This is a genomic window from Mucilaginibacter terrenus (assembly GCF_003432065.1).
Taxonomy (GTDB): domain Bacteria; phylum Bacteroidota; class Bacteroidia; order Sphingobacteriales; family Sphingobacteriaceae; genus Mucilaginibacter; species Mucilaginibacter terrenus.
In genome coordinates this window covers 172,873-195,653 of sequence record NZ_QWDE01000003.1, presented here as the reverse complement: position 1 = coordinate 195,653, position 22,781 = coordinate 172,873, and the positions used below count along the sequence as shown (strand labels likewise).

19 protein-coding genes are annotated in these 22,781 nt (G+C 45.1%); 6 read left to right on the top strand and 13 right to left on the bottom strand.

The features are described 5' to 3' along the window. Positions 1-157 precede the first annotated feature (157 nt). Positions 158-1,252 carry an AI-2E family transporter gene (locus DYU05_RS16185; RefSeq protein WP_117384183.1) on the top strand — a complete coding sequence of 365 codons (1,095 nt, stop codon included), beginning with the start codon at positions 158-160 and terminating at the stop codon, positions 1,250-1,252. A 2-nt stretch (positions 1,253-1,254) separates the two neighbouring features. Here DYU05_RS16185 and DYU05_RS16180 read toward each other — a convergent pair whose 3' ends face one another. Beyond that, positions 1,255-1,560, bottom strand: a complete 306-nt coding sequence (locus DYU05_RS16180; protein WP_117384182.1) for a hypothetical protein — start codon at positions 1,558-1,560, stop codon at positions 1,255-1,257. A gap of 72 nt (positions 1,561-1,632) precedes the next feature. Between DYU05_RS16180 and DYU05_RS16175 the strand changes: the two genes are divergently transcribed. Next, positions 1,633-2,634, top strand: coding sequence for an MBL fold metallo-hydrolase (locus DYU05_RS16175; protein ID WP_117384181.1), 1,002 nt, complete (start codon positions 1,633-1,635; stop codon positions 2,632-2,634). Here DYU05_RS16175 and DYU05_RS16170 read toward each other — a convergent pair whose 3' ends face one another. The 6 genes from DYU05_RS16170 to DYU05_RS16145 all read right to left on the bottom strand — a co-directional run bounded on the left by DYU05_RS16170 (position 2,635) and on the right by DYU05_RS16145 (position 8,361). Beyond that, positions 2,635-3,228, bottom strand: a complete 594-nt coding sequence (locus DYU05_RS16170; protein ID WP_117384180.1) for a hypothetical protein — start codon at positions 3,226-3,228, stop codon at positions 2,635-2,637. It abuts the gene before it with no gap. 42 nt (positions 3,229-3,270) lie between these two features. Further along, a complete protein-coding gene (locus tag DYU05_RS16165) occupies positions 3,271-3,540 on the bottom strand; it encodes an Ada metal-binding domain-containing protein (protein ID WP_117384179.1) in 270 nt (89 codons plus the stop codon). Continuing rightward, complete coding sequence (locus DYU05_RS16160; RefSeq protein WP_117384178.1) at positions 3,537-4,244, bottom strand: 2OG-Fe(II) oxygenase; 708 nt, start codon at positions 4,242-4,244, stop codon at positions 3,537-3,539. The genes DYU05_RS16165 and DYU05_RS16160 overlap by 4 nt, the downstream gene beginning before the upstream one ends. A gap of 1 nt (position 4,245) precedes the next feature. Continuing rightward, positions 4,246-5,100 (bottom strand): bifunctional helix-turn-helix domain-containing protein/methylated-DNA--[protein]-cysteine S-methyltransferase, encoded by an 855-nt coding sequence (locus tag DYU05_RS16155; RefSeq protein WP_117384177.1) that lies wholly within the window; start codon positions 5,098-5,100, stop codon positions 4,246-4,248. Between the two features lie 307 nt (positions 5,101-5,407). Then, on the bottom strand, positions 5,408-6,841 hold the full coding sequence (gene dacB, locus DYU05_RS16150) for a D-alanyl-D-alanine carboxypeptidase/D-alanyl-D-alanine endopeptidase (protein WP_235854040.1): 1,434 nt from the start codon (positions 6,839-6,841) through the stop codon (positions 5,408-5,410). An 89-nt stretch (positions 6,842-6,930) separates the two neighbouring features. After that, positions 6,931-8,361: an APC family permease gene (locus DYU05_RS16145; RefSeq protein WP_117384176.1), complete on the bottom strand. Its 1,431-nt coding sequence runs from the start codon at positions 8,359-8,361 to the stop codon at positions 6,931-6,933. Positions 8,362-8,516: 155 nt separating this feature from the next. On the opposite strand from DYU05_RS16145, the gene DYU05_RS16140 reads away from it, so the two are divergent. The 4 genes from DYU05_RS16140 to DYU05_RS16125 all read left to right on the top strand — a co-directional run bounded on the left by DYU05_RS16140 (position 8,517) and on the right by DYU05_RS16125 (position 14,272). Further along, complete coding sequence (locus DYU05_RS16140) at positions 8,517-10,757, top strand: sodium-translocating pyrophosphatase (protein ID WP_117384175.1); 2,241 nt, start codon at positions 8,517-8,519, stop codon at positions 10,755-10,757. A 186-nt stretch (positions 10,758-10,943) separates the two neighbouring features. Next, positions 10,944-12,464 (top strand): amino acid permease, encoded by a 1,521-nt coding sequence (locus tag DYU05_RS16135; RefSeq protein WP_117384174.1) that lies wholly within the window; start codon positions 10,944-10,946, stop codon positions 12,462-12,464. Positions 12,465-12,535: 71 nt separating this feature from the next. Next, on the top strand, positions 12,536-13,690 hold the full coding sequence (locus DYU05_RS16130) for an MFS transporter (protein ID WP_117384173.1): 1,155 nt from the start codon (positions 12,536-12,538) through the stop codon (positions 13,688-13,690). Positions 13,691-13,702: 12 nt separating this feature from the next. Then, positions 13,703-14,272: a MarC family protein gene (locus tag DYU05_RS16125; protein WP_117384172.1), complete on the top strand. Its 570-nt coding sequence runs from the start codon at positions 13,703-13,705 to the stop codon at positions 14,270-14,272. Between the two features lie 52 nt (positions 14,273-14,324). Here the strand turns inward: DYU05_RS16125 and DYU05_RS16120 are convergent, their stop codons facing one another. From DYU05_RS16120 to DYU05_RS16095, 6 genes are all read right to left on the bottom strand, one after another. Next, positions 14,325-15,521 (bottom strand): RsmB/NOP family class I SAM-dependent RNA methyltransferase, encoded by a 1,197-nt coding sequence (locus DYU05_RS16120; RefSeq protein ID WP_117384171.1) that lies wholly within the window; start codon positions 15,519-15,521, stop codon positions 14,325-14,327. Further along, the gene (locus DYU05_RS16115; protein WP_117384170.1) at positions 15,518-16,762 is read right to left on the bottom strand and encodes an ABC transporter substrate-binding protein; all 1,245 of its coding nucleotides are present in this window, start codon (positions 16,760-16,762) and stop codon (positions 15,518-15,520) included. Before DYU05_RS16115 ends, DYU05_RS16120 begins: the two co-directional genes overlap by 4 nt. Next, the gene (gene guaA, locus DYU05_RS16110; protein WP_117384169.1) at positions 16,719-18,248 is read right to left on the bottom strand and encodes a glutamine-hydrolyzing GMP synthase; all 1,530 of its coding nucleotides are present in this window, start codon (positions 18,246-18,248) and stop codon (positions 16,719-16,721) included. The genes DYU05_RS16115 and guaA overlap by 44 nt, the downstream gene beginning before the upstream one ends. A 55-nt stretch (positions 18,249-18,303) precedes the next feature. Beyond that, positions 18,304-20,760: a DUF5686 and carboxypeptidase regulatory-like domain-containing protein gene (locus DYU05_RS16105; RefSeq protein WP_117384168.1), complete on the bottom strand. Its 2,457-nt coding sequence runs from the start codon at positions 20,758-20,760 to the stop codon at positions 18,304-18,306. Positions 20,761-21,115: 355 nt separating this feature from the next. Beyond that, the gene (gene mgrA, locus DYU05_RS16100) at positions 21,116-22,105 is read right to left on the bottom strand and encodes an L-glyceraldehyde 3-phosphate reductase (RefSeq protein WP_117384167.1); all 990 of its coding nucleotides are present in this window, start codon (positions 22,103-22,105) and stop codon (positions 21,116-21,118) included. Between the two features lie 73 nt (positions 22,106-22,178). Next, positions 22,179-22,775, bottom strand: a complete 597-nt coding sequence (locus DYU05_RS16095) for a hypothetical protein (RefSeq protein ID WP_117384166.1) — start codon at positions 22,773-22,775, stop codon at positions 22,179-22,181. Positions 22,776-22,781: the final 6 nt, after the last annotated feature.

The following is a 22,781-nucleotide window of genomic DNA, read 5'->3' as shown; positions in this document are numbered from 1 at the left end:
TGTGCTCTTGCTCTTAAGTCGAAAATCAATTAAGAATAGTTACAACCTATTTACCGTTTTACGGTTAGTATAGCGCGTTGCGTATTTGTTAATATACTTACCACAAAATGCGTATTATGTGCTAAGTTAAACGTTCATATATTTTTTACCCCTGCTTATGCCCGTTAAAAAAATTATTGCCCCCTTTTACCAACGTCTGGCACTTGTGCTTATAGGTTTCTGTATAATGGGTTACCTGGTTATTATAGCGAAAGAGCTACTCGACCCATTGTTGTTCGGTTTTCTATTTGCCGTTTTGCTGCTGCCTATATCTAACTTTTTGGAACGTAAGCTCAGACTGCCGCGCAGCGCGTCATCCTTCATTGCCATTATCCTTTTTGTAAGCTTTATAGCCGGTATATTGTACCTGGTTGGGGCGCAGGTATCTAACCTGGCGAGCGATTGGCCAATGCTGAAGAAGCAGGTAGATCAGTCCTTGTATGACCTGCAGGAGTGGGTTCAGCAGGCTTTCCATATCAACACCACAAAGCAGTTGGATTATATCCATACCGGCACCCAAAAGATATTAGCTTCCGGTGGTGCTGTGCTTGGTACTACCTTTGGTGCAGTATCGTCGCTGGTGTTGTTCTATGTTTTCATCATGATCTTCACCTTCTTTATACTGTTTTACAGGCGCTTGCTTTTTAGATTCGTAATTGCAGTTTTCGAGGATGATGATTCGCACGTGGTGGTAGATATAGTAGAAAATGTGCAAAAGATACTGCGCCAGTACATCACGGGGTTGCTGCTGGAGATGATAATAGTTTCTGCAGTTGCCGTAACTGCCTTCTGGATCATCGGGATAAAATATGCTGCCTTGCTGGGGCTCATAGTTGGCCTGTTCAACATTATCCCTTACCTGGGCATATTTTCCGCCTTGCTGTTAAGCTGCCTTATTACTTTCGCAACCGGTACATTGGGTAATACACTTGCTGTTGGCATTAGTGTAGTAGGGATACATGCTGTAGATGCTAATTTTCTTCTCCCCGCGATAGTAGGCTCTAAAGTGCGGTTAAACGCACTGATCACTTTTATGGGCATCATTCTTGGCGAGATGCTTTGGGGGCTGTCGGGTATGTTTCTTTCTATCCCGGTAATCGCAATATTCAAGATCATATTTGACCGTGTAGACATCCTTAAACCATGGGGTTACCTGATGGGGGGCGATTACGAGTACAAGAAGTCCGCCGAGAAGAAAATGAAAACAGAGTAACCTTACACAAGCAACTTTTGTACTGCAAAAAATAGTGTGCCCAGGTATACCAACAACACTACAGTGTTTACCACCAACAGCCAGTTCAGGTCGGGCTTGGTGTACTTTTTAACGGAGCACAGCACCAACAGCGTAATAAAACCGATAATAAGTAATAGCGGAGCCACCAGCGTATACAGGTGTTTTGGCGCCAGGTAAATGTGCTGTAATTTGGTGCGGTCGCCATTAATGAACATAACCAACGCCAGTAATATTAGGGCGAAAAATACACGTACCACAGCTTTAGCGGCAATTTGACTGGCTTTCATAACAGCAAAGTAAATACAAATGTGCGGTTCTGTAAAATTGATCGTTATTTTTGGACACTTACATTAATGCTCATGAACTCACGCAGGTTTATTATACCACTACTTATATTATTGTTGCCCTTGTTTGCAAATGCGCAGCATCGTAAAAAGAAAACGCGCAGCAGGACGGTTACTCAAGAAGTTTCATCTGGAACATCATTCAGGGTGGTGCCGCTTGGTGTTTTGGGCGGGATAGATGAACGCAATCTGTCCGCGTATATGGTAGCGCCGGCAGGATCAGACAAGTACATTTGCCTGGATGCCGGTACCTTGCACGCGGGGATAGAAGAGGCTGTTAAGAACAAAGCTTTTGATGTACGCGGCGAAAAGGTACTTAAAGATTACATACAGGGGTACTTTATTTCCCACGGCCACCTTGATCATCTCGCCGGCATGATCATCAACTCGCCTGAGGATAGCTCAAAAAACATTTATGGACTTGCCAGCACGCTGGAAACAATTAAAAAGCACTATTTCAGTTGGGAAAGCTGGGCAAACTTTGCTGATGACGGCGATAAACCACAGCTTAAAAAATATCACTATGTGCCAATGGAACCAGGTGCAGAACTACCTGCTGCCAACACTACTATGCAGGTAAAAGCATTTCCGCTGGCACACTCCAATTTAACAAGTACTGCTTTTTTGGTGCGCAGCAATGATGATTACCTGCTTTACTTGGGGGACACCGGTGCTGATGAAATTGAAAAAAGCCAAAACCTGCAGCATTTGTGGGAAGCTGTAGCGCCACTGGTAAAAGCCGGAAAACTTAAAGCTATAATGATAGAGGTAAGCTTCCCTAACGAGCAGCCGGATAAAACGCTTTTTGGGCATTTAACGCCGCGTTTGCTGATGAACGAACTGGATGAGTTAGCCCGTATATCCGGTACGTCGCTTAAAGGATTAAACGTGGTGATTACGCACCTTAAACCTCCATACAAAACCATCACCAAAATTAAAACTCAGCTCAACTATGCTAACGAGGAAAGGCAGATGAACCTGATCTACCCAAGGCGGGGTAAAGTGCTCAACTTTTAACTATTTATCATCCAGCAGATCAATGCAGTTTTTAGATAGTGCAGCAAGGCGTATGTTTAAACCGGCTGCACCCTGGGTATCGTTAATGTTTTTGTAGAAAACCTTTATACGCTTTAGTGTATCCTCATCCGGGTCGCAGGCCTGCGCTTTCTCCAGGCAGGGCAGGGCTTTTTTTACCGCCGTGGTGTATAAAGCAGTAAGCCGTTTATTCTCTGCGGCATTGTTTTTAGCAGCGTTCAGCTGGTCGGCAATGTCTTCCGCTTTTTTTGCGTAAATGTAACCAAGCGCCCTTTGTACAACGTAATAATTAGGCACGGCAGCTGCTACCTTCTCATAATAAGCCTGCGCCTTTACAGATTGGCTGTCGTCCTCGTACAACTTACCAATAGAGTAGTAGAAGTTGATGCGCGCCTTATCCGTTAGTTTGGCAGCATCCGGTACAATCTTCTCTCCCAGATCCATGGCCTTTACCGTTTCACCCTGCAAGCGGGCCAGGTTAAAGTCGAGGTATTCGTTATAAACATCGTCGGCGGTTTGCGCTTTGGCAGTTGCAAGCACACTTAAAGCAAATAACAGGGTGAGGATTTTTTTCATTGTTGCTGATACAAAGATATACAAGTAACGCTGTAACTAATGTTAACATTGTGTGCCGGTGCGCCGCCAAGCGTGGTACGCTGCACGCAGGCAGTGCCCGCAAGGCCTGTAGCCGTTTGCAACAGCTTCCAATTCATCTTTAAAGAATACCCGGTTCTCGGCTTTCATTCGTTTACCGGAGGCGCAACTTAGTGTGCCATAGATCTTCAGTTTGCGGTTACCCGCCAGTTCTATCTGTTTTGAACCTAGCAATTGCCTGATACATTTTGCTCTTATGAACCTGGTGTCTCCAAGATCAGTGTGCGTTATCATGATGCATCGTGAAAAATGATGCCCAGCGTGTGCCGTTCGCCGGAGGTAAGTTCACTTACGCCATGTTTCATGTTTACACGGTAATAACCACGGGTACCTTTAACCGGGCGAAAATTGGTTGTGAACAGCAGTATATCGCCCTTGTTGGGGTTGAGGACTATGGCTTTCGACTGCATTCTAGGCCGTTGTTCTACCAGTACAAACTCGCCTCCGGTGTAATCTTCACCTGGCTGATTAAGGCATACTACCATCTGCATCGGAAAAAACACCTCGCCGTATAAGTCTTGGTGTAAGGCATTATACCCACCAACACCGTACTTCAGTATCAAAGGGGTAGGTCGGTTTTGATCATGTTCATTGCAGAGCGCTGTTAGTTCTGCTAATGTAGGTGGAAAGTTTTTCTCAATACCCAGTACCTCCATCCATTTGTTTGCAACAGGGGCTATGTGCGGGTAAACGTGTTCCCTTAGCTGCTGCACCACTGCCGGTAGCGGGTAGCTGTAGTATTTATACTGCCCAAGGCCGTAGCCATGATGCTCCATCTGGATGGTTTTACGGTAAATACCCTCTTCCGGGTACTGGTTCACCAAATTGTCGCATTCCGCCTCATCTAAAATACCGGGTACTATAGCGTAGCCTTTGTCGTGCATGCTGTCGGTTACTACCTGCCAGTTTGTTTGCTGTACTTTTTGAGGGATATCCATATTATACAGTAGTTAATTGATCGGTCTTCGCTGCTTCCCAACCTATAATGGCCGATTTTCTCCCTGCGCCCCAATGGTATTGGCCCGATTCTCCTGTAGAGCGAATAACCCGGTGGCAGGGTATCAGGAACGCAACAGGGTTGGCGCCAATAGCACTGCCTACCGCCCTGCTTGCTGTTGGTAATGCCACCTGGTGTGCAATAGAACCATAGGTGCCAAGGCCGCCCATTGGAATTTTAAGCAAGGCCTCCCATACTTTGAGCTGGAAACTGGTACCTTTCAGATGTAGCTTGATTGATGCTAGTTGCGACCAGTCCCTGGTGAAGATATACAAGGCATTCTGCTGCGACATATCTACAACCTGGTGGTAACTCGCATTCGGAAATTGGTTGTACAGCTGATCAAATGCTTCATCCTTATCGTCGGCAAAAGCCATGTAGCAAATGCCTTTTGGAGTTGATGCGACAATGATGTTGCCGAAGGGGCTTTCGGCATAGCTGAAGTTTATAGATAAGGCTTTGCCGCCGTTCTTGTATTCGGCCGGGGTCATGCCTTCAATGTTAATAAAGAGGTCGTGCAGGCGGCCCGTGCCAGACAAGCCGGTTTCAAACGCTGCATCAAACAGCGTAGCCTGCTGCTCTTTGAGAACGTTCTTGGCGTGATCGATACTGAGGTATTGCAGGAACTTTTTAGGACTAACGCCTGCCCATTCTGTAAACATGCGCTGAAAATGAAACGGGCTAAGGTTTACCTTTTCCGCCACCTCGTCCAGCGAGGGCTGCGTTTTAAAGTTAAGTTTGATATAGTTGATCGCCTCTGCAATGCGGTCGAAGTTAATGTTGCTTTGTGTTTCCATGATCGTGATTTATAACACAAAAGTAGGTTTGCCTCAATGACGTTAAAACCCGAAAGTTGCGGAGTTGATCCTGGTGTTCATGCTTGTTTCTTACTGTAACATCACCTGAAAAGTACCTAAAAACTGTAACACGGTTGCCAAAACTGTAACATGTTTAAACATCTAAATTTTGTAATATTCTGTATATTAGTATGTTGTCAACAAATGAACGTTTTTAGGTGTAACAGGTGTAACACCGTCTCCTGTTACAGTACGCACACTTATCGCTCCTGTTCCCCTTTCAGGGGGGTAGGGGGTCTTCAAGGACTCAGGGGGCCTTCAGTACATCCAGCACCCGGAACATCTTCTCCCTTATACCGCTGCCTGTGCCGTTGTAATTGTTTACCATGATAGAGAAACACAACTGGCGACCGTTATTAGCCTGGAAGCCCGCGTAAGCCTGTACAGCGCTGATGCTGCCGCTCTTCATCTTCATATCATTGTATACTGGCAGGCTTTCGTAAAAGTCGGTAAACCATTTTTCCTGGTGCGCCACCTGTAAAATATGTGCCATGGTACTGGTGGTGATCCTGTCCTGAGGGGAAAGGCCGCTTCCATCGTAAATGTTCATGCTACGGTGGTCTATTCCTTTTGCCTCCCAAAAGTTCTGCATGGCATCTACGCCATCGCTGGTCGCCGGGCTCTTGCCCAACTTTGCAGAAATGGTTGCTAATAGCTGTTCTGCATACAGGTTTACACTTTTTTGATTTAGCCAGTAAACTATCTTGCTTAGCTCAGGTGAGTTAATGGTGGTCAAAGCAGTAGCCGATGCAGGTACAGCCAGGTTTTTTTCTCTCAACTGTGTTGATGACGCTGGTTCGTTGGTTACACTAATGCCAATGCTTTTCAAGGTATCATTCAACCTCAGCGCCGCATCATAAGCAGGATCAGGAATAGCAGCGGAGATACGCTTCTTGGTTTGATCGGTTGCGTAGGTACCACGCAGGTACATTACCTTGCTGCCAAAGCCCGGCTGGTAAGGATAAGCCTGGTCGCCTGTTTTAGCAGCGCCGGTGGTTAGTTCGCTTTTATACTGCAGGTAATTAGTCGCGGGGATGGTACCTGCAACACCTACAGGGCTGCCCACACTTCCGGTACGAAGTGCGATGTCAAACTGGTTTTCGCGCCAGCAAAGGCCAGCAATGCCTGCACCATAGTAAGTGCCAAGGTCCTGCCAAATCCACCCATCAGGTATCGACTGGTGGGTGAAAGCGCCATCATCACCGATGATCTTCCCGTTTACTTTCTTTATTCCAGCTTTCTTTATGGCTTCTACCATAGTATTCAGCACATAGCCTTCTTTGGTTGTAGCATAACGCCAGCTGCCCAGGGTAGGGTCGCCGCCGCCTTTTATAATAATGTCGCCGTTCAGGGTACCATCCGCTGCCAGCGTGCCGGTATAACCCAGTTGCGTTTGGAACTGAAAGTCTTTACCCAACACATAAAAAGCAGTAATGCTGGTTACCGTTTTAAGCGTAGAACCTGGTGCAAGGCCCATGTCGGGATTAGCGGCAAACACCTGCTCGCCCGTTTTTGCATCCAGCACAGTAAGTGACACTGAAGCATACTTACACTGGCTATCCTGTTGCAGCCTGTTAAAGGCCGTTTGCAATTTTTGCTGCAGCGACTGCGCATGCAACTGGCCGGAAAATGCCAGCAAGCCAGTTATCAGTACTTGTTTGATTATGTTTTGTGTTTTCAAACTTGGTATGTATTAACATGCAAAAACGCCTTACACAGCTATATGCCGGTGTATAGGCGTCTTTACAGGAGAGTAATGTTGTTACGATATTAAACAACAGGATCGTGGTCTGGTTTAACGTTTCGCTGCGATATATAATAAATTGGAATACCAATTAGTACAATTATCAACCCGTAAATAGGGTAAGGCTGTTGGTATATCAGCAGCAATACACAAAATGCAATACCCATAATAATATATATGGCCGGCAGTACCGGATAGCCGAATGCTTTGTAAGGTCGTTCGATGTCCGGGCGTTTTGACCTGAGTATATAGATGCCGATAATGGTAAGCACATAAAAGATAACCACAACAAATGATATCATATCTAACAAGTTACCGTACTGTCCACTTAAGCAAAGTAAAGATGCCACAGCAGCCTGTATCCACAACCCGAACTCCGGCACGCCAAATTTATTAAGGGTGCCGGTTTTCTTAAAGAAAACGCCATTCTTAGCCATTGAATAGTAAACACGTGCGCCAGCCAGGATTAATCCGTTGTTACAGCCGAAAGTCGAGATCATGATCATAACGGCGATAACCAATGCACCTTTTGCACCAAATATCACGAATGATGCTGATACAGCAACGCGGTCCTTTTCAGCATTAACGATGTCGTGAAGGGACAATACACCGGTATAAACAACATTAGCTGATACATAGATTATGGTAACGATTAGAGTACCGAAGAAAAGGCTCAATGCCACATCGCGTTTAGGGTTACGCATTTCGCCTGCGATAAACGTGACATTGTTCCAGGCATCGCTGCTAAAAATAGATCCAACCATTGAAATGGCAATTGCTCCCAGAGCCGCGCTCATGGTATAGTTGCTGGTGGTGCCGTCTTTGGCAAGCTTGTGCAGATCCCAGGCGTTAGTCCAGTTCGCGTTCCATATGTCGCTTTTAAAAGCAAGAAAACCAAACAGGATCAGGCCAAAGAGACTAAGCAATTTGGTCAGGGTAAAAGTGGTTTGTATTAGCTTGCCGCCCTTAACGCCACGGGTATTTATAAACGTTAGAAAGAATATGAGAACTATAGAAACCAGTTGCGCTGCGCTGACCTTGACAAAACCTTGCTGAAATAAGATTTTGTCTTCACTTAGCGGTTTGTACAAATAAGCGGCGAATTTGGAAAATGCGACACCCACCGCTGCAATTGTACCCGTTTGTATAACTGCAAAAAAGCTCCAGCCAAACAGGAACGCAACCAGTTTATTGTAGCTTTCTTTGAGGTACACATACTGGCCGCCTGCTTTTGGAAACATGGCGCTCAGTTCGCCATAGCTTAAGGCTGCTGTTAGCGTCATGAAGCCGGTAATAAGCCAAACGGCGATGAGCCATCCTGCCGAACCTACCTGCCGGGTGATGTCGGCACTTACAATGAATATGCCGGAGCCGATCATTGATCCGGCTACCAGCATGGTACCATCCAACAGGGTCAGTTCATGTTTTAACTTGGTATTTGAGGTGTCGTTTGCCATCAACAGTTTAGTTTAAGTTCACTAAACTATTCAAAAACTTTATAATTGACAGGCTATTGTAAAGAAATAAATTTTACTATTTTGCACGAACCAATTGTATTTACGGCCACCAGAGGGCCTTTTTTGCTAGCTCACTAATAAACCAACTAAATTATATGGATCTCTTGAACAATTACTTAATTTACCTTATTCCCGTTTTTGGCCTTGTGGGAATCCTTGTGATGGCAATTAAAGCCAGCTGGGTTACCAAGCAGGATGCGGGCGACGGCGAAATGACCTTGCTTTCGGGCTATATTGCCGATGGGGCAATGGCTTTCCTGCGCGCCGAGTGGAAGATACTCAGCTACTTTGTGGTTGTTGCGGGCCTGCTGCTGGCATGGTCTGGCACAACGGTAACAAACTCCAGTTGGATAATTGCTATATCGTTCCTCATAGGCGCGTTTCTTTCCGCATTTGCAGGCTACATTGGTATGCGTATAGCTACCAAGGCAAACGTTCGTACCACCCAGGCGGCGCGCACCAGTCTTGCGCAAGCGCTTAAGGTGTCGTTTACAGGCGGTACTGTAATGGGCTTAGGTGTGGCGGGTTTAGCTATAATTGGCCTTGGATCGTTGTTCATTGTATTTTATACAATGTTTGTTAAAAATGTGACAGGCTCCTCTGTAAATGGCGACGAAATGGCTAAAGCACTTGAGGTGTTGGCGGGCTTTTCGCTCGGTGCCGAATCAATTGCCTTGTTTGCCCGTGTTGGCGGCGGTATATATACCAAGGCTGCCGACGTAGGTGCCGACCTGGTTGGTAAGGTGGAGGCAGGCATCCCTGAGGACGACGTACGTAACCCCGCAACTATTGCAGATAACGTAGGGGATAACGTTGGCGACGTTGCAGGTATGGGTGCCGACCTTTTTGGCTCTTATGTAGCCACAATGCTGGCTACCATGGTGCTGGGCCGCGAGATAGTTTCTCATGACAACTTTGGCGGTATAGCCCCGGTATTGTTACCAATGGTAATTGCTGGCTTAGGGCTCATCTTCTCCATTGTAGGTGCCGCTTTCGTTAGGATCAAGAAAGAAACAGATAGCGTACAAAGCGCACTTAATATTGGCAATTGGGCATCTATTGTGCTTACTGCTATTGCAACATATTTCTTAGTACAGTGGATGTTGCCTGCAGACAGCTTCCATATGCTGCGTGATGAGGACGCAAACCACGCCGTAAAAGCGGGTTCGCTGGTTTTCACTAAGAATGGTGTTTTTGGGTCTATACTGGTAGGCCTCGTTGTAGGTACGCTAATGTCTATCATTACGGAGTATTATACTGCTATGGGCAAACGCCCGGTGATGAGTATTATCAGGCAGTCTGCTACAGGCCATGCAACTAACATCATAGGAGGTTTAGCCATAGGTATGGAATCTACCGTGCTGCCGATCCTCGTATTGGCTGCCGGTATTTACGGGTCTTACTTTTTCGCAGGTTTGTATGGTGTGGCAATTGCCGCCGCCGGCATGATGGCTACTACTGCCATGCAACTAGCTATAGATGCCTTTGGCCCGATTGCAGATAACGCAGGTGGTATTGCCGAAATGAGCCGTTTACCTGAAGAGGTTCGTCACCGTACAGATAATCTGGATGCCGTGGGTAACACTACCGCTGCTACAGGTAAAGGTTTTGCTATTGCTTCTGCTGCACTAACATCACTTGCGCTTTTTGCTGCATTCGTGGGTGTCGCAGGTATAGAGCATATCGATATCTATAAAGCTAACGTGCTTGCCGGCTTGTTTGTAGGTGGTATGATACCGTTTATCTTTTCGGCACTGTGTATCTCTGCAGTAGGCCGTGCTGCTATGGCCATGGTTGAAGAAGTTCGCCGCCAGTTTCGCGAGATACCAGGTATTATGGAGTACAAAGCAAAACCTGAGTACGAAAAGTGCGTGGCTATATCTACAAAAGCATCCATCCGCGAGATGGTAGCGCCAGGTTTAATTGCTTTGATCACGCCGATAGTTATTGGTTTCCTTTTCGGACCTGAAGTTTTGGGCGGCTTGCTGGCAGGTGTGACCGTTTCTGGTGTGTTAATGGGAATATTCCAGAGCAACGCAGGCGGTGCATGGGATAACGCCAAGAAATCCTTTGAAAAAGGTGTGGAAATTAATGGTGAGATCTACTACAAAAAGTCTGAACCGCACAAAGCATCAGTAACAGGTGATACCGTCGGCGATCCTTTTAAAGATACTTCCGGCCCGTCTATGAACATCCTTATTAAGCTGATGTCCATTGTGTCGCTGGTAATCGCGCCGCACCTGAACAATTTTGATAACACCAACTCACGTGTGCAAAAACAAGAGAAAGTGCAATCAATGAATGTGCATGTGATCAAAACAGATAAGAAAGTTTAATTGTAGTTTTTCGTTTATGAGCCTCCCGGGTAACCGGGAGGTTTTTTTGTTTAAGACCTGTGTACGTAGCGGGAAAGTTACAGTACAAGCAGCTAACCAAATAACATTCTGCTCTTTATCTTTTCAATAAATTTAAGTACGTTTGGCACTACTGATTTAACTATTACTGATCTTATAAAAATTAAAATGAAGTTATTCGTAAAGAAGTCTATTGAACAACTAACCAATACGGCTGACGGTGAAGGGAGCTTGAAACGTACGCTTGGGGCGAGCAGCCTTATTGCGTTGGGTATTGGAGCAATCATTGGTGCAGGTTTGTTTGTAAGAACTGCTGCTGCTGCGGGTGAGCACGCTGGTTCTGCTGTAACACTGTCATTTATAGTAGCAGCAATTGGTTGCGCGTTTGCAGGCCTTTGCTACGCTGAATTTGCCTCTATCATCCCTATTGCCGGTAGTGCTTACACTTACGCGTATGCAACAATGGGCGAAATAGTTGCATGGATTATTGGCTGGGCATTGATATTGGAGTATGCACTCGGTGCAGCAACAGTAGCCATCAGCTGGAGTGAATATGCCAACAAGCTTCTCGGCGGGGGAATACCTTACGAATGGTGTCACTCCCCAATGGAATCTATTATGGTGAATGGACAAAGCGTACATGGTATTGCTAACCTTCCTGCCTTGTTAATACTAGTGATTCTATCCCTTTTACTTATAAAAGGAACGCAGGAGTCTGCAACAGTTAACGGTATCATCGTATTTATCAAAGTTGCTATCGTACTGGTGTTTATCGCTATAGGCTGGCAGTATATTAACCCGGCTAACCACACACCATACCTGATTCCTGCTAATGCGCCGGATATCATACAACAGGATGGAAAAGCTTACTCATACGCTCCATTCTTTAATCATGGCTGGGGTGGTATCATCAGCGGGGCCGGAGTTGTATTTTTTGCATTTATTGGTTTCGATGCGGTATCAACTGCAGCCCAGGAAGCAAAAAACCCTAAACGTGATATGCCAATAGGTATATTAGGTTCGTTAGTGGTTTGTACTATACTGTATATATTATTTTCATGGGTATTAACAGGTGTTGCACCGTACACAGATTTCATGAAATCTGGTAAAGAGGCTTCTGTAGCTTATGCAATCAGTCACTACATGCACGGGTATGGATGGCTATCTACATTAGTAACTGTAGCTATTTTGGCCGGTTTTTCTTCAGTTATCCTGGTAATGCTTATGGGGCAATCAAGGGTGTTTTACACCATGTCAACTGACGGCTTGCTTCCAAAAATATTTTCAGACCTTCACCCTAAATTCAAAACGCCTTACAAGAGCAACATGATCCTCTTCATATTTGTTGGCGCGTTTGCTGCGTTTGTTCCGGGTAGCGTTGCCGGGGATTTAACTTCGATAGGTACATTATTTGCGTTCATATTAGTTTGTGTTGGGGTTATTTTACTCCGTAAAACTGACCCTAATCTGCCAAGGCCGTTCAAAACACCACTTGTTCCACTAGTGCCAATCCTGGGTGTGATCGTATGCGCGGGGATGATTGTAGGTCTGCCACGCGAGACTCAATTAAGCGCTTTAGTTTGGATGGTTTTAGGTTTGCTTATTTATTTCGGTTATAGCAAGAAGAACAGTAAACTAGGTTCTGCCGCAGATATCCTGCCTACTGCGTCTGATTTCGAAAAACGGTAATTATTTAATTACAATAGTAAAAAGGTTCTGCAAACGCAGAACCTTTTTTGTTTTAAACCCTTTTGTTTGGGATGAACCCCAAGCGCACCCTGTGGATACTCGTATTTATATCCGTTATCAACTCAATGGGGTTCGGTATTATCGTGCCGTTACTTTATACCTACGGTAAAAAGTTTGGCGTAACGGAGCAATCCATCGGTTTACTAACGGCTGCATTCTCCATTGCCCAGTTTTTTGCTACGCCTGTGCTGGGTACGTTGTCAGATAAATGGGGACGTAAACCTATCCTGGCCATAAGCCTTGTGGGCACCTGTGCTTCGTTTATCTTGTTTGGCTTTGCAAACAGCATTATAATGCTGTTTGTAGCACGCATTCTGGACGGTATAACAGGAGGCAACATATCCGTGGCACAGGCAATGATATCTGATATATCAACTCCCGAAGAACGGGCCAAGAACTTCGGTATATTAAGTTCGGCTTTCGGCTTTGGGTTTGTGATAGGTCCTGCAGTTGGTGGCTTATTAAGTAAATTGGGTCCTACGGTTCCATTCTTTTTCGCGGCTGCAATTGCACTCATAGGTGCGCTCCTAAGTATCTTTTTGCTCAGTGAGACCAACGATAAAAAAGGCGAAGGTACATCGGGCAAATTCAATTTTAAATCACTTATAACAGTGCTGAAGAAGCCGGTGGTCGGCACTGCCATATTTGTTGGTTTTTTGCTGACAATGGCTCAATTCACCATGATCATCGGCTTTCAAACTTTTACCGTTGATGTACTAAAGATTAGCCCTACACAGATCGGACTATTTTATGCCGGATTTGGTATTACCGGTATCCTGATGCAGCTTGCAGTGCCGCTGATTAAGAGAATAATTCCGTCACATGCCCTTATTCTGGTGCTATCTACAGCTATTTGTTTAGGTATGATGATACTGACCGGATTTGCAAAAGGATTGGTGTTGTTTGCTGTAGGAATAGGTATTTATGGCTTGTTTAACGGATTAAGAAACCCTATGCTGAATGCCATTATAGCTGACCACAATGATGATAGTGAAAGGGGCGAGGTTATGGGGATCAATCAGTCTTATGCGTCGATAGGGCAGACGATTGGGCCAATAAGTGCAGGCTTGGTGACTGCCCTCTCTGTACATAGTATTTTCTTTTTAGCATCATTATATATTTTAATTGCATTTTTGTTCAGTATTCGCCTGAAAGCGAAGGAATAAAATTGCTAGCCTATGCCACACTTCATTTTTAAAGAGATTTTATCGGTTACGATGATCCTCTTCGCTATTATTGATATACTTGGTGCGATACCTGTAATTATTCAACTACGCCAGCGGGCTGGTCACATCGAATCGGAGAAAGCAAGTATTGCCGTTCTGGTGCTTATGGTCTCCTTTCTGTTTTTAGGGGATGAACTGCTTTCCATCATTGGGCTGGATATATCTTCGTTTGCTATTGCAGGCTCCATCGTAATCTTTATTATAGCACTTGAAATGGTGTTGGGGGTGAACTTTTTTAAAGAAGAAGCTCCGGAATCAGTATCTATAGTTCCGCTGGCATTTCCGCTGATAGCTGGCGCCGGTACCATGACCACCTTGCTGTCCCTTAAGTCTCAATATCAAACGCAGAACATTATTGTAGGTATTATACTCAATACTATGTTTGTGTACCTGGTGCTAAAAAATGTGCAATGGCTGGAACGCCTCTTCGGCAAAACCGGGTTGCACATCCTCCGCAAAGCATTTGGGGTTATACTATTAGCAATTGCAATAAAGCTGTTTAGGAGTAATAGCGGGTTGTAGTTATGAGTGACGAACCGCTTTTAATTAAAATTAGACAGGGCATGTCAGCTGTTTACTCCAGCACTTCGTCAGCATAAGACGGCGGTACGGCTGCCGTTAACCTTGCTACAAACATGGTATCTGCTTTACGTTCATACCCTTTTAACACCTGCATTTCCTCCAGCTGTAATCCCAATTCTTTGGTCATGAAGTTTACAGCATCCTCGTTTTCAGCTTTGAATGCTGAACAAGTAATATAGATAATAGGTTTGCCAGGCTTGAGATGCTTTACCACGTTGCGAATAATGCTTTGCTGCAAGCGCTTGAAAAACTCAGCGCGTTGGTAGTCGAACTGACTGATCATCTCCGGCGTACGGCCCCAGGTGCCGCTACCACTGCAAGGTGCATCTAGTATGATGCCGTCAAACTCGTAATTGTATAGTACCTGCTCATTGTTTTGAGTAAGATCTATAAGTTTCTTTTGATATTTTCTTAGTCCAGCCTGCTGAAAACGCTCATCAAGATTAGCAAGAATAGATTCCCGTATGTCTGATACAACTAACTTTATATCCGGCTGCAGGCTGTGCAGCAATAACGATTTCCCACCGGAAGCTGCGCATGCATCCCACCAGCTATCCCATTTTTCAGGTTTAAAGTAATTAGCCGTTTGCTGGGAAGAATAGTCCTGCACCTCAAACCAGTGTTGCTTCGGGAAAATAGCATCCAGCCTGGTTCCATTAGGCATGGACAGGCAGTTGTTCCCTTCATCCTTAAACGGTATCTCGGCTTTGGTAAGTTCCGCTTTCACCTGTGCCTCAAAGCCTTTTTGCACCCGGATATAAAGATCCGGCTGAACAAAAAAAGACTTCAAAAAGGCTTCGCGATCAACGTCTGTAGATAACTGTGAAGACCATGGGAAAACATCTTCGAGTTTAAAGTCGGGGTACTGGCTTTTTACAAGCGTTATCTTCTCCTCAATGCTGAACCCAATGCATGCAGCCCAATCAGGTTTAAAATGTTGTAAAAATGAGTTTGTCTGCGTATTGCAAAGGAACTCGGCAACCATCAACCTATCTTCAGCATTTAAGTTTGGAAGTGCTTTTCCAAGCCGGAAGTAGTTATAGATAAGCCGTCCTGCCACTCTTCTGTCAGTGGAGCCCATTTGCTTGTTCTGCCTATAAAAGCCGGGTAAAAATTTGCCTAAAGGTGTTTCAGCCGGATACTCACCCAAAATGCGCTGAAACGTTTTAAGCTGGTTTACCGCTTTCATTGTACAAGCTTTAGATCAAAATTTTGGTAACGCAGTATATCTACGTGGGTGTTTATCCAGCCAAGTCCCGGTCTTTTCTCAAGAACAAAGCTATTATGGAGCCCTTTATACAGGTTTTGTTCCGGCCGGCGAAAGCTATCATCTTCGCGGGCAAGCAATTGCCCGAAGTAAAAACCCTCGTCAAACCCTTTAATTGCAAAATCAGTAGGCTCGGTGTGGTAAGCTCGCCGATAATTACGAATAAACGTATTGGTTTCGGCCGATTTATAATCTACTTTATCAGAACTGGTGATGTGTGTATTGAGGCGCTGCAACAAGCCGGCCTTTAGAAAGGCAAACTTCTCCCAATTGGGATGGCCAAACAGCGTAACGGGATACTTCCTCGATAAGGTATCCAAAGAGCGTAACGTTACCATCAGGAAAGCCTGTTTTGTAGAAGGAACTAAAAAGATATTTTGTTCTTGCGATGATAATTTAGCTACCAATGGGGTAAGGTTCCCTCTGACTACGGTAAATGGCACCACTTGTATCTTGTGCTTGCTTAGGCTATCTATTGTACGCTTAAAGGGCGATGTGTACAGCTTTTCGTCACTAAACCCTGAATTAAGTATAAACACCTTTTTTGGCTTCAGTTTGGCTGTAATATAGGTTGCAGCTCCTTTTGCATGATACTCCAGCGGGGGCGTAATAGTGACGAGGTTTTGATTGTTGAACAGCGCAGGCGACGCGGGCGAAAGTGGTGATACAATTGGCTTACGTGAGTAGTTGAACGTTGCTAAGAATGGACGCAGGTCCTCAGGAAATACCGGGCCAAAAATAAGATCGCTCCCCTTTAATTGCGGGTTAGCAACAAGGCTGTGTATAGCAGCCCCATCTTTACCGTCGTAAACCTGTAGTTTGAAATTTGCACCCTGGTTGGCCAATGAATCTAAAGCAAGCTTAAAACCCTGATAATATTCTACCGACATGTTTGCCTTCTTGAGGTCTGCCGAAGAATAACCGTTGCGTACGTTGTCCAGCATTAAAGGCAATATGAGCGACACAACAGTGGTTTTGGCCTCTATAGGCTTTAGCACTGGTTTATCTGCTGCCTTTGGTTTGTCTGCAGGCTTTTCTACGGGTTTCTTAACAACAGGTACAGTCCGCACTTTGGGCGAGCAAGCCGCACTTAAAAGTATCGCGAAAAGAAAAAACCACTTATTCCCACTCAATGGTGGCCGGTGGTTTCGAACTGATGTCATATACTACCCTGTTAATTCCTTTTACGTTGTTGATGATCTCGTTAGAGATCTTGGCAAGCAGATCATATGGCAGGTGGCACCAATCTGCCGTCATACCGTCTAGTGATTCCACGGCGCGAAGGCAAATAACGTTCTCGTAAGTACGTTCATCGCCCATAACACCTACCGATTGTACCGGCAAATAAATAGCGCCGGCCTGCCAAACTTTATCGTAAACACCGGCAGAGCGCAAATTGTTGATGTAAATCGCATCGGCCTGCTGTAAAATATCAACTTTCTCAGGTGTAATGTCTCCTAATATCCTGATAGCTAAGCCAGGACCAGGGAAGGGGTGACGCCCTAATATATTTGGATCGATGCCTAGCGCGGCACCTACCTTACGAACTTCATCTTTAAATAACGTGTTCAGCGGTTCAACAACCTTCAGTTTCATAAAGTCTGGCAAACCACCAACATTGTGGTGAGACTTTATAGTAGCCGATGGTCCTTTAACAGAAACCGACTCGATAACGTCAGGATAGATGGTGCCCTGGCCCAGCCAGCTTACGCCCTGTACCTCGTGTGCTGCATCGTCAAAAACCTCAATAAATACACGGCCAATGGCCTTACGTTTCTTCTCCGGATCGGTAAGCCCGGCAAGAGCATCGTAAAAGCGCTGTTTAGCATCAATGCCTTTTATGTTCAAGCCCATGTGCTTGTATGAGTCGAGTACAGACTTAAACTCATCCTTACGTAACAGGCCATTATCAACGAATATACAGTGCAGGTTGGCGCCAATAGCATGGTGCAGCAATACTGCAGCAACTGATGAATCCACACCGCCTGATAGGCCTAATACAACTTTATCGTCGCCCAGCTTTGCTTTCAGCTCGGCAATAGTAGTTTCAATAAAAGAGTCTGGTGTCCAGTCCTGGGCGCACCTGCAGATATCTACCAAAAAGTTTTGTAGTAGTTGCTTACCATCGGTACTATGGGTAACCTCCGGATGGAATTGTATGCCGTAGGTTTTTGTTCCGGTGATCTGGAATGCCGCAACCTTCACGTTATCAGTGCTGGCTATGATCTCAAAATCGTCAGCTATGCGGGCTATGGTGTCGGCATGCGACATCCACACCTGCGATCCCTGCGGTATACCCTTGAAAAGCTCATTTTCCTGCTTAATATAGTCAAGGTTGGCACGGCCATATTCACGCGTGCTGGACGCCATTACTTCGCCGCCATTAAAGTGTGCAATGCTCTGCGCACCGTAACAAACACCCAAAATAGGCAGCTGCTGGTGGTAGCGGGCAAACTCAAAAAACGGCGCATCCTCCTGGCGAACTGAGTACGGACTACCCGAAAGGATAATACCCTTTACACTTGCGTCAACCTCAGGAAACTTGTTAAATGGATGTATCTCGCAGTAAATATTTAATTCTCTGACGCGGCGGGCGATAAGTTGTGTGAATTGTGAGCCGAAGTCAAGAATGAGGATCTTTTCTTGCATGGGCAAAGATAGCATTCAAACGGCAGATGTCATGAAGGAGATTTCAGATTTTTGATCAAAAGCTCAGTCCTATTCTTAGTGCGTTATTTACCTTATTGCCATTGTTGAAAGACATTCCATACATTACCCTTATACCAGTATTGGTCTGTACGCCAAAACCAAGTTCGGTGTAGTGCTTAAGAGTAGGCGTGTACAGGTAATTTACATCAAATATCTCCTGTAATTTCAACTTGCGCAACAATGGTATTTTGTTGGTAATAAAGCCGGAAAAATTATGCTCCAGGTGACCCTCGAGGTATTTGTCTCCGGTGCTATAGCGGTAATAATTTAGCAGCAGGAAACTGTTTATGCCGGTATTATAAACCAAAACCTGGTTGCCGTTGAACTGCTTAAAATCAGTATAGAACAGGCTGTTCGCATTAATAAATTTGCCGGCACCAATGTAAAACGATGTTTTTCCATAAAAACCTAACGGGATATTTGACTTAGAGATATCAGCGGATAACAAGGTGTAATCAACATCAGAACCTAGCACATCTTTTATTCCTTTCACCAGGTTCAAGCCAATGGTGGGATATTTCGACGGCAGGTAGCGTTTGCCCGATGGGTAAGTCTCATACTTGTTGCTGAAATCGTAACTGGTGCGGAAGCCGATCTTGAACGATTGGTTCTGCTCGAACAGCGGTAAGTCCTGTGCGGGGTTTAAAGGGTTATTAGAGGTGAATTCGTGATCTTTAGGATGAAACAAGCTATAGTCAGCAGTATTCGGCAGCCATTTGCGGTCGGCCCACTCGGCCCAAGCATTCGCTCTCCATCCGCCGAATACGCGGGTTGACAAACTCACTTGCGCAAATTGCTTACGGTAAAACTTCTCGAGATTCTCCCGGTTCAGCAGCGTATAAGCGGTATTTACAAGGTTACTTACCGGATGAAGGTTGTTCAGGTCCGTCACCTCGGAACCTCCAGTTACATTTAGCATAAACTTGCCTACCGGCAGCGCGACACCTACAGAGCCGTAAGCCAGCTTATTTGAAAAGCCATATCCGGCTTTACCATAAACAGAAAAGTACTTGTTGTTGGCACTATCAATCTGTTTAGTGTATGATGCGCTATAATCAAGTGCAAGGCCTTGTACAGTATTATAAGATGTGCCAAATAGCGGACTGCTTACTCTAAACGACTCATGCTTATAGCGGTTGTTGTGGTAATATCCGCTGAGGAGGAAACCACCAAGATCGAACTTGTTGTGCTCCCTGTCAAGAGAATCAAGGTATTCCTTTGACTCTCGCTTTTTTGCCAGTATGGCTTTCTTTTGGTAGTCGGTTACTTCTTCACTAGTAAGCGGGATGGGGCGTTCCTGGTCCCAATAAGCAGAATCTTTTTTGTTGACCTCTTTGGTGATACGTAGCACTTCTTTAAACTGCTTTTTATCTATTACCGGGTTTACATCATAATTCTTGTATACGGATATAAAGTACCCACCAATACGAAAGCCGAACAACCCGCCCGTAAATTCAAACTTTATGGTAGATGGCATCCAAACTTTACTATTCACCGGGAAGAAGGTTTGATCTACCGACAACGTATCTACAAAGTTGATATTGGCTTTCTTGGTAATGGACAGAGACAACGCCTGCAGCCTCCAGCTATCTTCAATAATGTAAATGTATCCACTAAAGCAAGGGTCGTAGCCGCGGCGGGGGGTTACCTGTATCTTGTTGATGGTCTCGCCGTTCTCTATAGCTATCCCCATCCATTTGTACTTGTAATAGAACAGCGCGTTATCAGCAATAGGGGAGATGAGCGGCCGGTTGCTTAAACCTTCCCAAACCTGCATGTTATCGTAAAAATTCACCCGCAAGTCGCTGGCCCGGTTGAAGCTGAATGCCTGGTTGCTGCCCGATACTTTTGAAGATATCATCTCCTCGTGATAGTTGTCCGGCTGCATAAAGCTCAGTTTAGATTGAGACTCCGACAAATAAACGATGCCCCTGCGGTTGCTATCCAATCCGTTCTCTCTCGCTGCGCGCTGTACATCAAAGCCCAGGAATTTCTTAGGTGCGGCCAGCATCTTTTGTAAGCCTTTTACATACACATCAGCTGTATAGGCGTTTACTTCGTTTAAATACCCTTTGCGCTTCTTAATGGCTTTTCTGATAATGGCGTACGCCGGGTCTTCGGCACCGGCGTGTATGGCTACTTCTTTAAGCTGAAAATCTTCAGCTCTCAGCGTTACATTAATTGTTTGGTTTGTTTTTGCATCAACATGGCGCGTTTCCTGCCCATAACCAAGCGCTTTATAAATTAGGTCATAGCTACCGGGTTTTATGTTGATGGTATACCCACCCTCGCTATTTGCCGAGGTGCCTTTAGTACTATTCTTAACGTACACGGTGGCGAAGGGGATAGGCTTACCGTCTTCGCTGCTGATCTTACCGCTTATGGTAATATCCTGGGCGAATAACCCGCAGGTGAACACTAGAAAAAGACTAAGGAGTAGGGTGTGCTTCATTAATTGTGCTGTTTGCGCTAAGTTGGGGCTTATTCCCCAAAACTGTTAGATGCCGGATGTTAATTATTGTTAAAGTGCAACGTAACTTATTTGCGTGTAAAGTGTTTCGTTTCGCAAAAGCGAAACACCCGAAACAGTTGTTTTGGTTAACTAACTATAATACAAATACTTATAAATTAAAGCGAAACAACCCGAAACAGTATGCTAATTTGAGTTAAACTCTTTGTAGCTTGATTTTCAATAAGTTATATTTTAAAGATGGTGTCAGCTGAAAAGCGGAACACTGTAACCGAAACAGTGACTACAAAAAAAGCCTGCTTGTTCAAGCAGGCTTTTTTTAGGGTGCAATAATGCACTACTTTAGTATGTCTTCAATCTTGTTTAACTCATCTGACGAGAAGCCGGTGTTGTCCAGCGCTTTTAGTGAATCTGCAAGTTGGGCTGGTTTGCTGGCGCCGATGAGCACCGATGTTACCCGCTCGTCTTTTAACAGCCAGGCTATAGCCATTTGTGCAAGTGTTTGGCCGCGCTGTTCTGCAAGTACATTCAATTTTTTCACTTTTTCTATCGCTTCCGGCGTTACCTGGTCTGTTTGCAGGAAACCGGTAGACTTAGCCGCACGCGAATCCTCCGGAATGCCATGCAAATATTTGTTGGTAAGCAGGCCCTGCGCTAAAGGTGAGAAAGGGATACAGCCCACGCCGTCTCTTCCAAGTACATCCAGCAGGCCCTCTTCAGGGTCGCGCACAAACATCGAGTACTTTGGCTGATGGATGAGGCAAGGAGTACCTAGCTTTTTCAATATAGCAATGGCCTTGTCCGCTTCTTCGGCGTTGTAATTAGATATACCCGCGTACAAAGCTTTTCCCTGTCTCACAATAAGGTCGAGCGCGCTCATGGTTTCTTCAAGCGGGGTATCAGGGTCAGGACGGTGGTGGTAAAATATGTCAACATAATCAAGCCCCATGCGGTTAAGGCTTTGGTCAAGGCTGGAGACCAGATATTTTTTTGAACCCCACTCACCATAAGGGCCTTCCCACATGTGGTACCCCGCTTTGGTAGAAATGATCATTTCATCGCGATAGCCGGTAAAGTCCTCCTTTAGGATCTTACCGAAATTAGTTTCGGCAGAGCCTGGAGGCGGTCCATAATTGTTTGCCAGATCAAAGTGGGTGATGCCACTGTCAAAGGCAAGGTGCAAAATCTTGCGGAAGTTCTCCATTACATCCACATGGCCGAAGTTGTGCCAAAGACCAAGTGATATTTCGGGTAATTTTATACCGCTTTTGCCGCAGCGGCGGTAACGCATTTTGTTATATCTATCGGCAGATGGTTGGTAGGGCATTTTAAATTGGTTTTAGGTAAAAATAGATTTTATCCTCCAATAACATATAACTAATTGTAATAACTAAGCAGGACTAATCCTTTAAAGGCCAGGGTCTGTAGTAGCTAATAACTTTATAGCTTCCGTTTACCTTTCCAAAAACAAACCCGAAAGAGGTTTCCTGGCCATTGTCCTGGGTGTACTGCTTATTCAACTCAAATAAGGTGCTGTTTTCGTCAGCAACCTTCATTAGCTGCTTGTAATAGTTTTCGTCAGTCAATTTATCAATTTTCAACAAGTCACTTTCGTCGCTTACGGGTATGAGCCGGAGAACGTCTGCGGTAAAAATGTCGTTAAAGAAGGAAAGAAATTCTGATTCCGTCAGTAAGCCTGTTTTTGGGTTTACATTTGAATTTAGCACTTCATCATTTGTCCATTGCGGACTTGTTTGCAGTGGAAAATTAAAGAGAAGCTTCAACTCTTGTTTATTATGTGTTTTAACAGCTTGTTTAAACCGGCGCAGAGATACCCTGAACATTTTCTCGTTGTTCATTGCGGGTTCTTTAGCTCCGTTAGAGACAGCTTTCGTTTGCAATAGCTTTTCTTCAGGCCTGGGGTGGGGCCGGCAGCTGTAACTGACCTGACAAAGCAACATTACCAACACTATAATGATGTGTTTCTTTAAAGCCATAAGTCA

Excerpts from the sequence above, each read along its gene's own strand:
- DYU05_RS16185 (WP_117384183.1), top strand. The coding sequence starts at position 158 with ATGCCCGTTAAAAAAATTATTGCCCCCTTTTACCAACGTCTGGCACTT.
- DYU05_RS16180 (WP_117384182.1), bottom strand. The coding sequence starts at position 1,560 with ATGAAAGCCAGTCAAATTGCCGCTAAAGCTGTGGTACGTGTATTTTTC.
- DYU05_RS16175 (WP_117384181.1), top strand. The coding sequence starts at position 1,633 with ATGAACTCACGCAGGTTTATTATACCACTACTTATATTATTGTTGCCC.
- DYU05_RS16170 (WP_117384180.1), bottom strand. The coding sequence starts at position 3,228 with ATGAAAAAAATCCTCACCCTGTTATTTGCTTTAAGTGTGCTTGCAACT.
- DYU05_RS16165 (WP_117384179.1), bottom strand. The coding sequence starts at position 3,540 with ATGATAACGCACACTGATCTTGGAGACACCAGGTTCATAAGAGCAAAA.
- DYU05_RS16160 (WP_117384178.1), bottom strand. The coding sequence starts at position 4,244 with ATGGATATCCCTCAAAAAGTACAGCAAACAAACTGGCAGGTAGTAACC.
- DYU05_RS16155 (WP_117384177.1), bottom strand. The coding sequence starts at position 5,100 with ATGGAAACACAAAGCAACATTAACTTCGACCGCATTGCAGAGGCGATC.
- DYU05_RS16145 (WP_117384176.1), bottom strand. The coding sequence starts at position 8,361 with ATGGCAAACGACACCTCAAATACCAAGTTAAAACATGAACTGACCCTG.
- DYU05_RS16140 (WP_117384175.1), top strand. The coding sequence starts at position 8,517 with ATGGATCTCTTGAACAATTACTTAATTTACCTTATTCCCGTTTTTGGC.
- DYU05_RS16135 (WP_117384174.1), top strand. The coding sequence starts at position 10,944 with ATGAAGTTATTCGTAAAGAAGTCTATTGAACAACTAACCAATACGGCT.
- DYU05_RS16130 (WP_117384173.1), top strand. The coding sequence starts at position 12,536 with ATGAACCCCAAGCGCACCCTGTGGATACTCGTATTTATATCCGTTATC.
- DYU05_RS16125 (WP_117384172.1), top strand. The coding sequence starts at position 13,703 with ATGCCACACTTCATTTTTAAAGAGATTTTATCGGTTACGATGATCCTC.
- DYU05_RS16120 (WP_117384171.1), bottom strand. The coding sequence starts at position 15,521 with ATGAAAGCGGTAAACCAGCTTAAAACGTTTCAGCGCATTTTGGGTGAG.
- DYU05_RS16115 (WP_117384170.1), bottom strand. The coding sequence starts at position 16,762 with ATGACATCAGTTCGAAACCACCGGCCACCATTGAGTGGGAATAAGTGG.
- guaA (WP_117384169.1), bottom strand. The coding sequence starts at position 18,248 with ATGCAAGAAAAGATCCTCATTCTTGACTTCGGCTCACAATTCACACAA.
- DYU05_RS16105 (WP_117384168.1), bottom strand. The coding sequence starts at position 20,760 with ATGAAGCACACCCTACTCCTTAGTCTTTTTCTAGTGTTCACCTGCGGG.
- mgrA (WP_117384167.1), bottom strand. The coding sequence starts at position 22,105 with ATGCCCTACCAACCATCTGCCGATAGATATAACAAAATGCGTTACCGC.
- DYU05_RS16095 (WP_117384166.1), bottom strand. The coding sequence starts at position 22,775 with ATGGCTTTAAAGAAACACATCATTATAGTGTTGGTAATGTTGCTTTGT.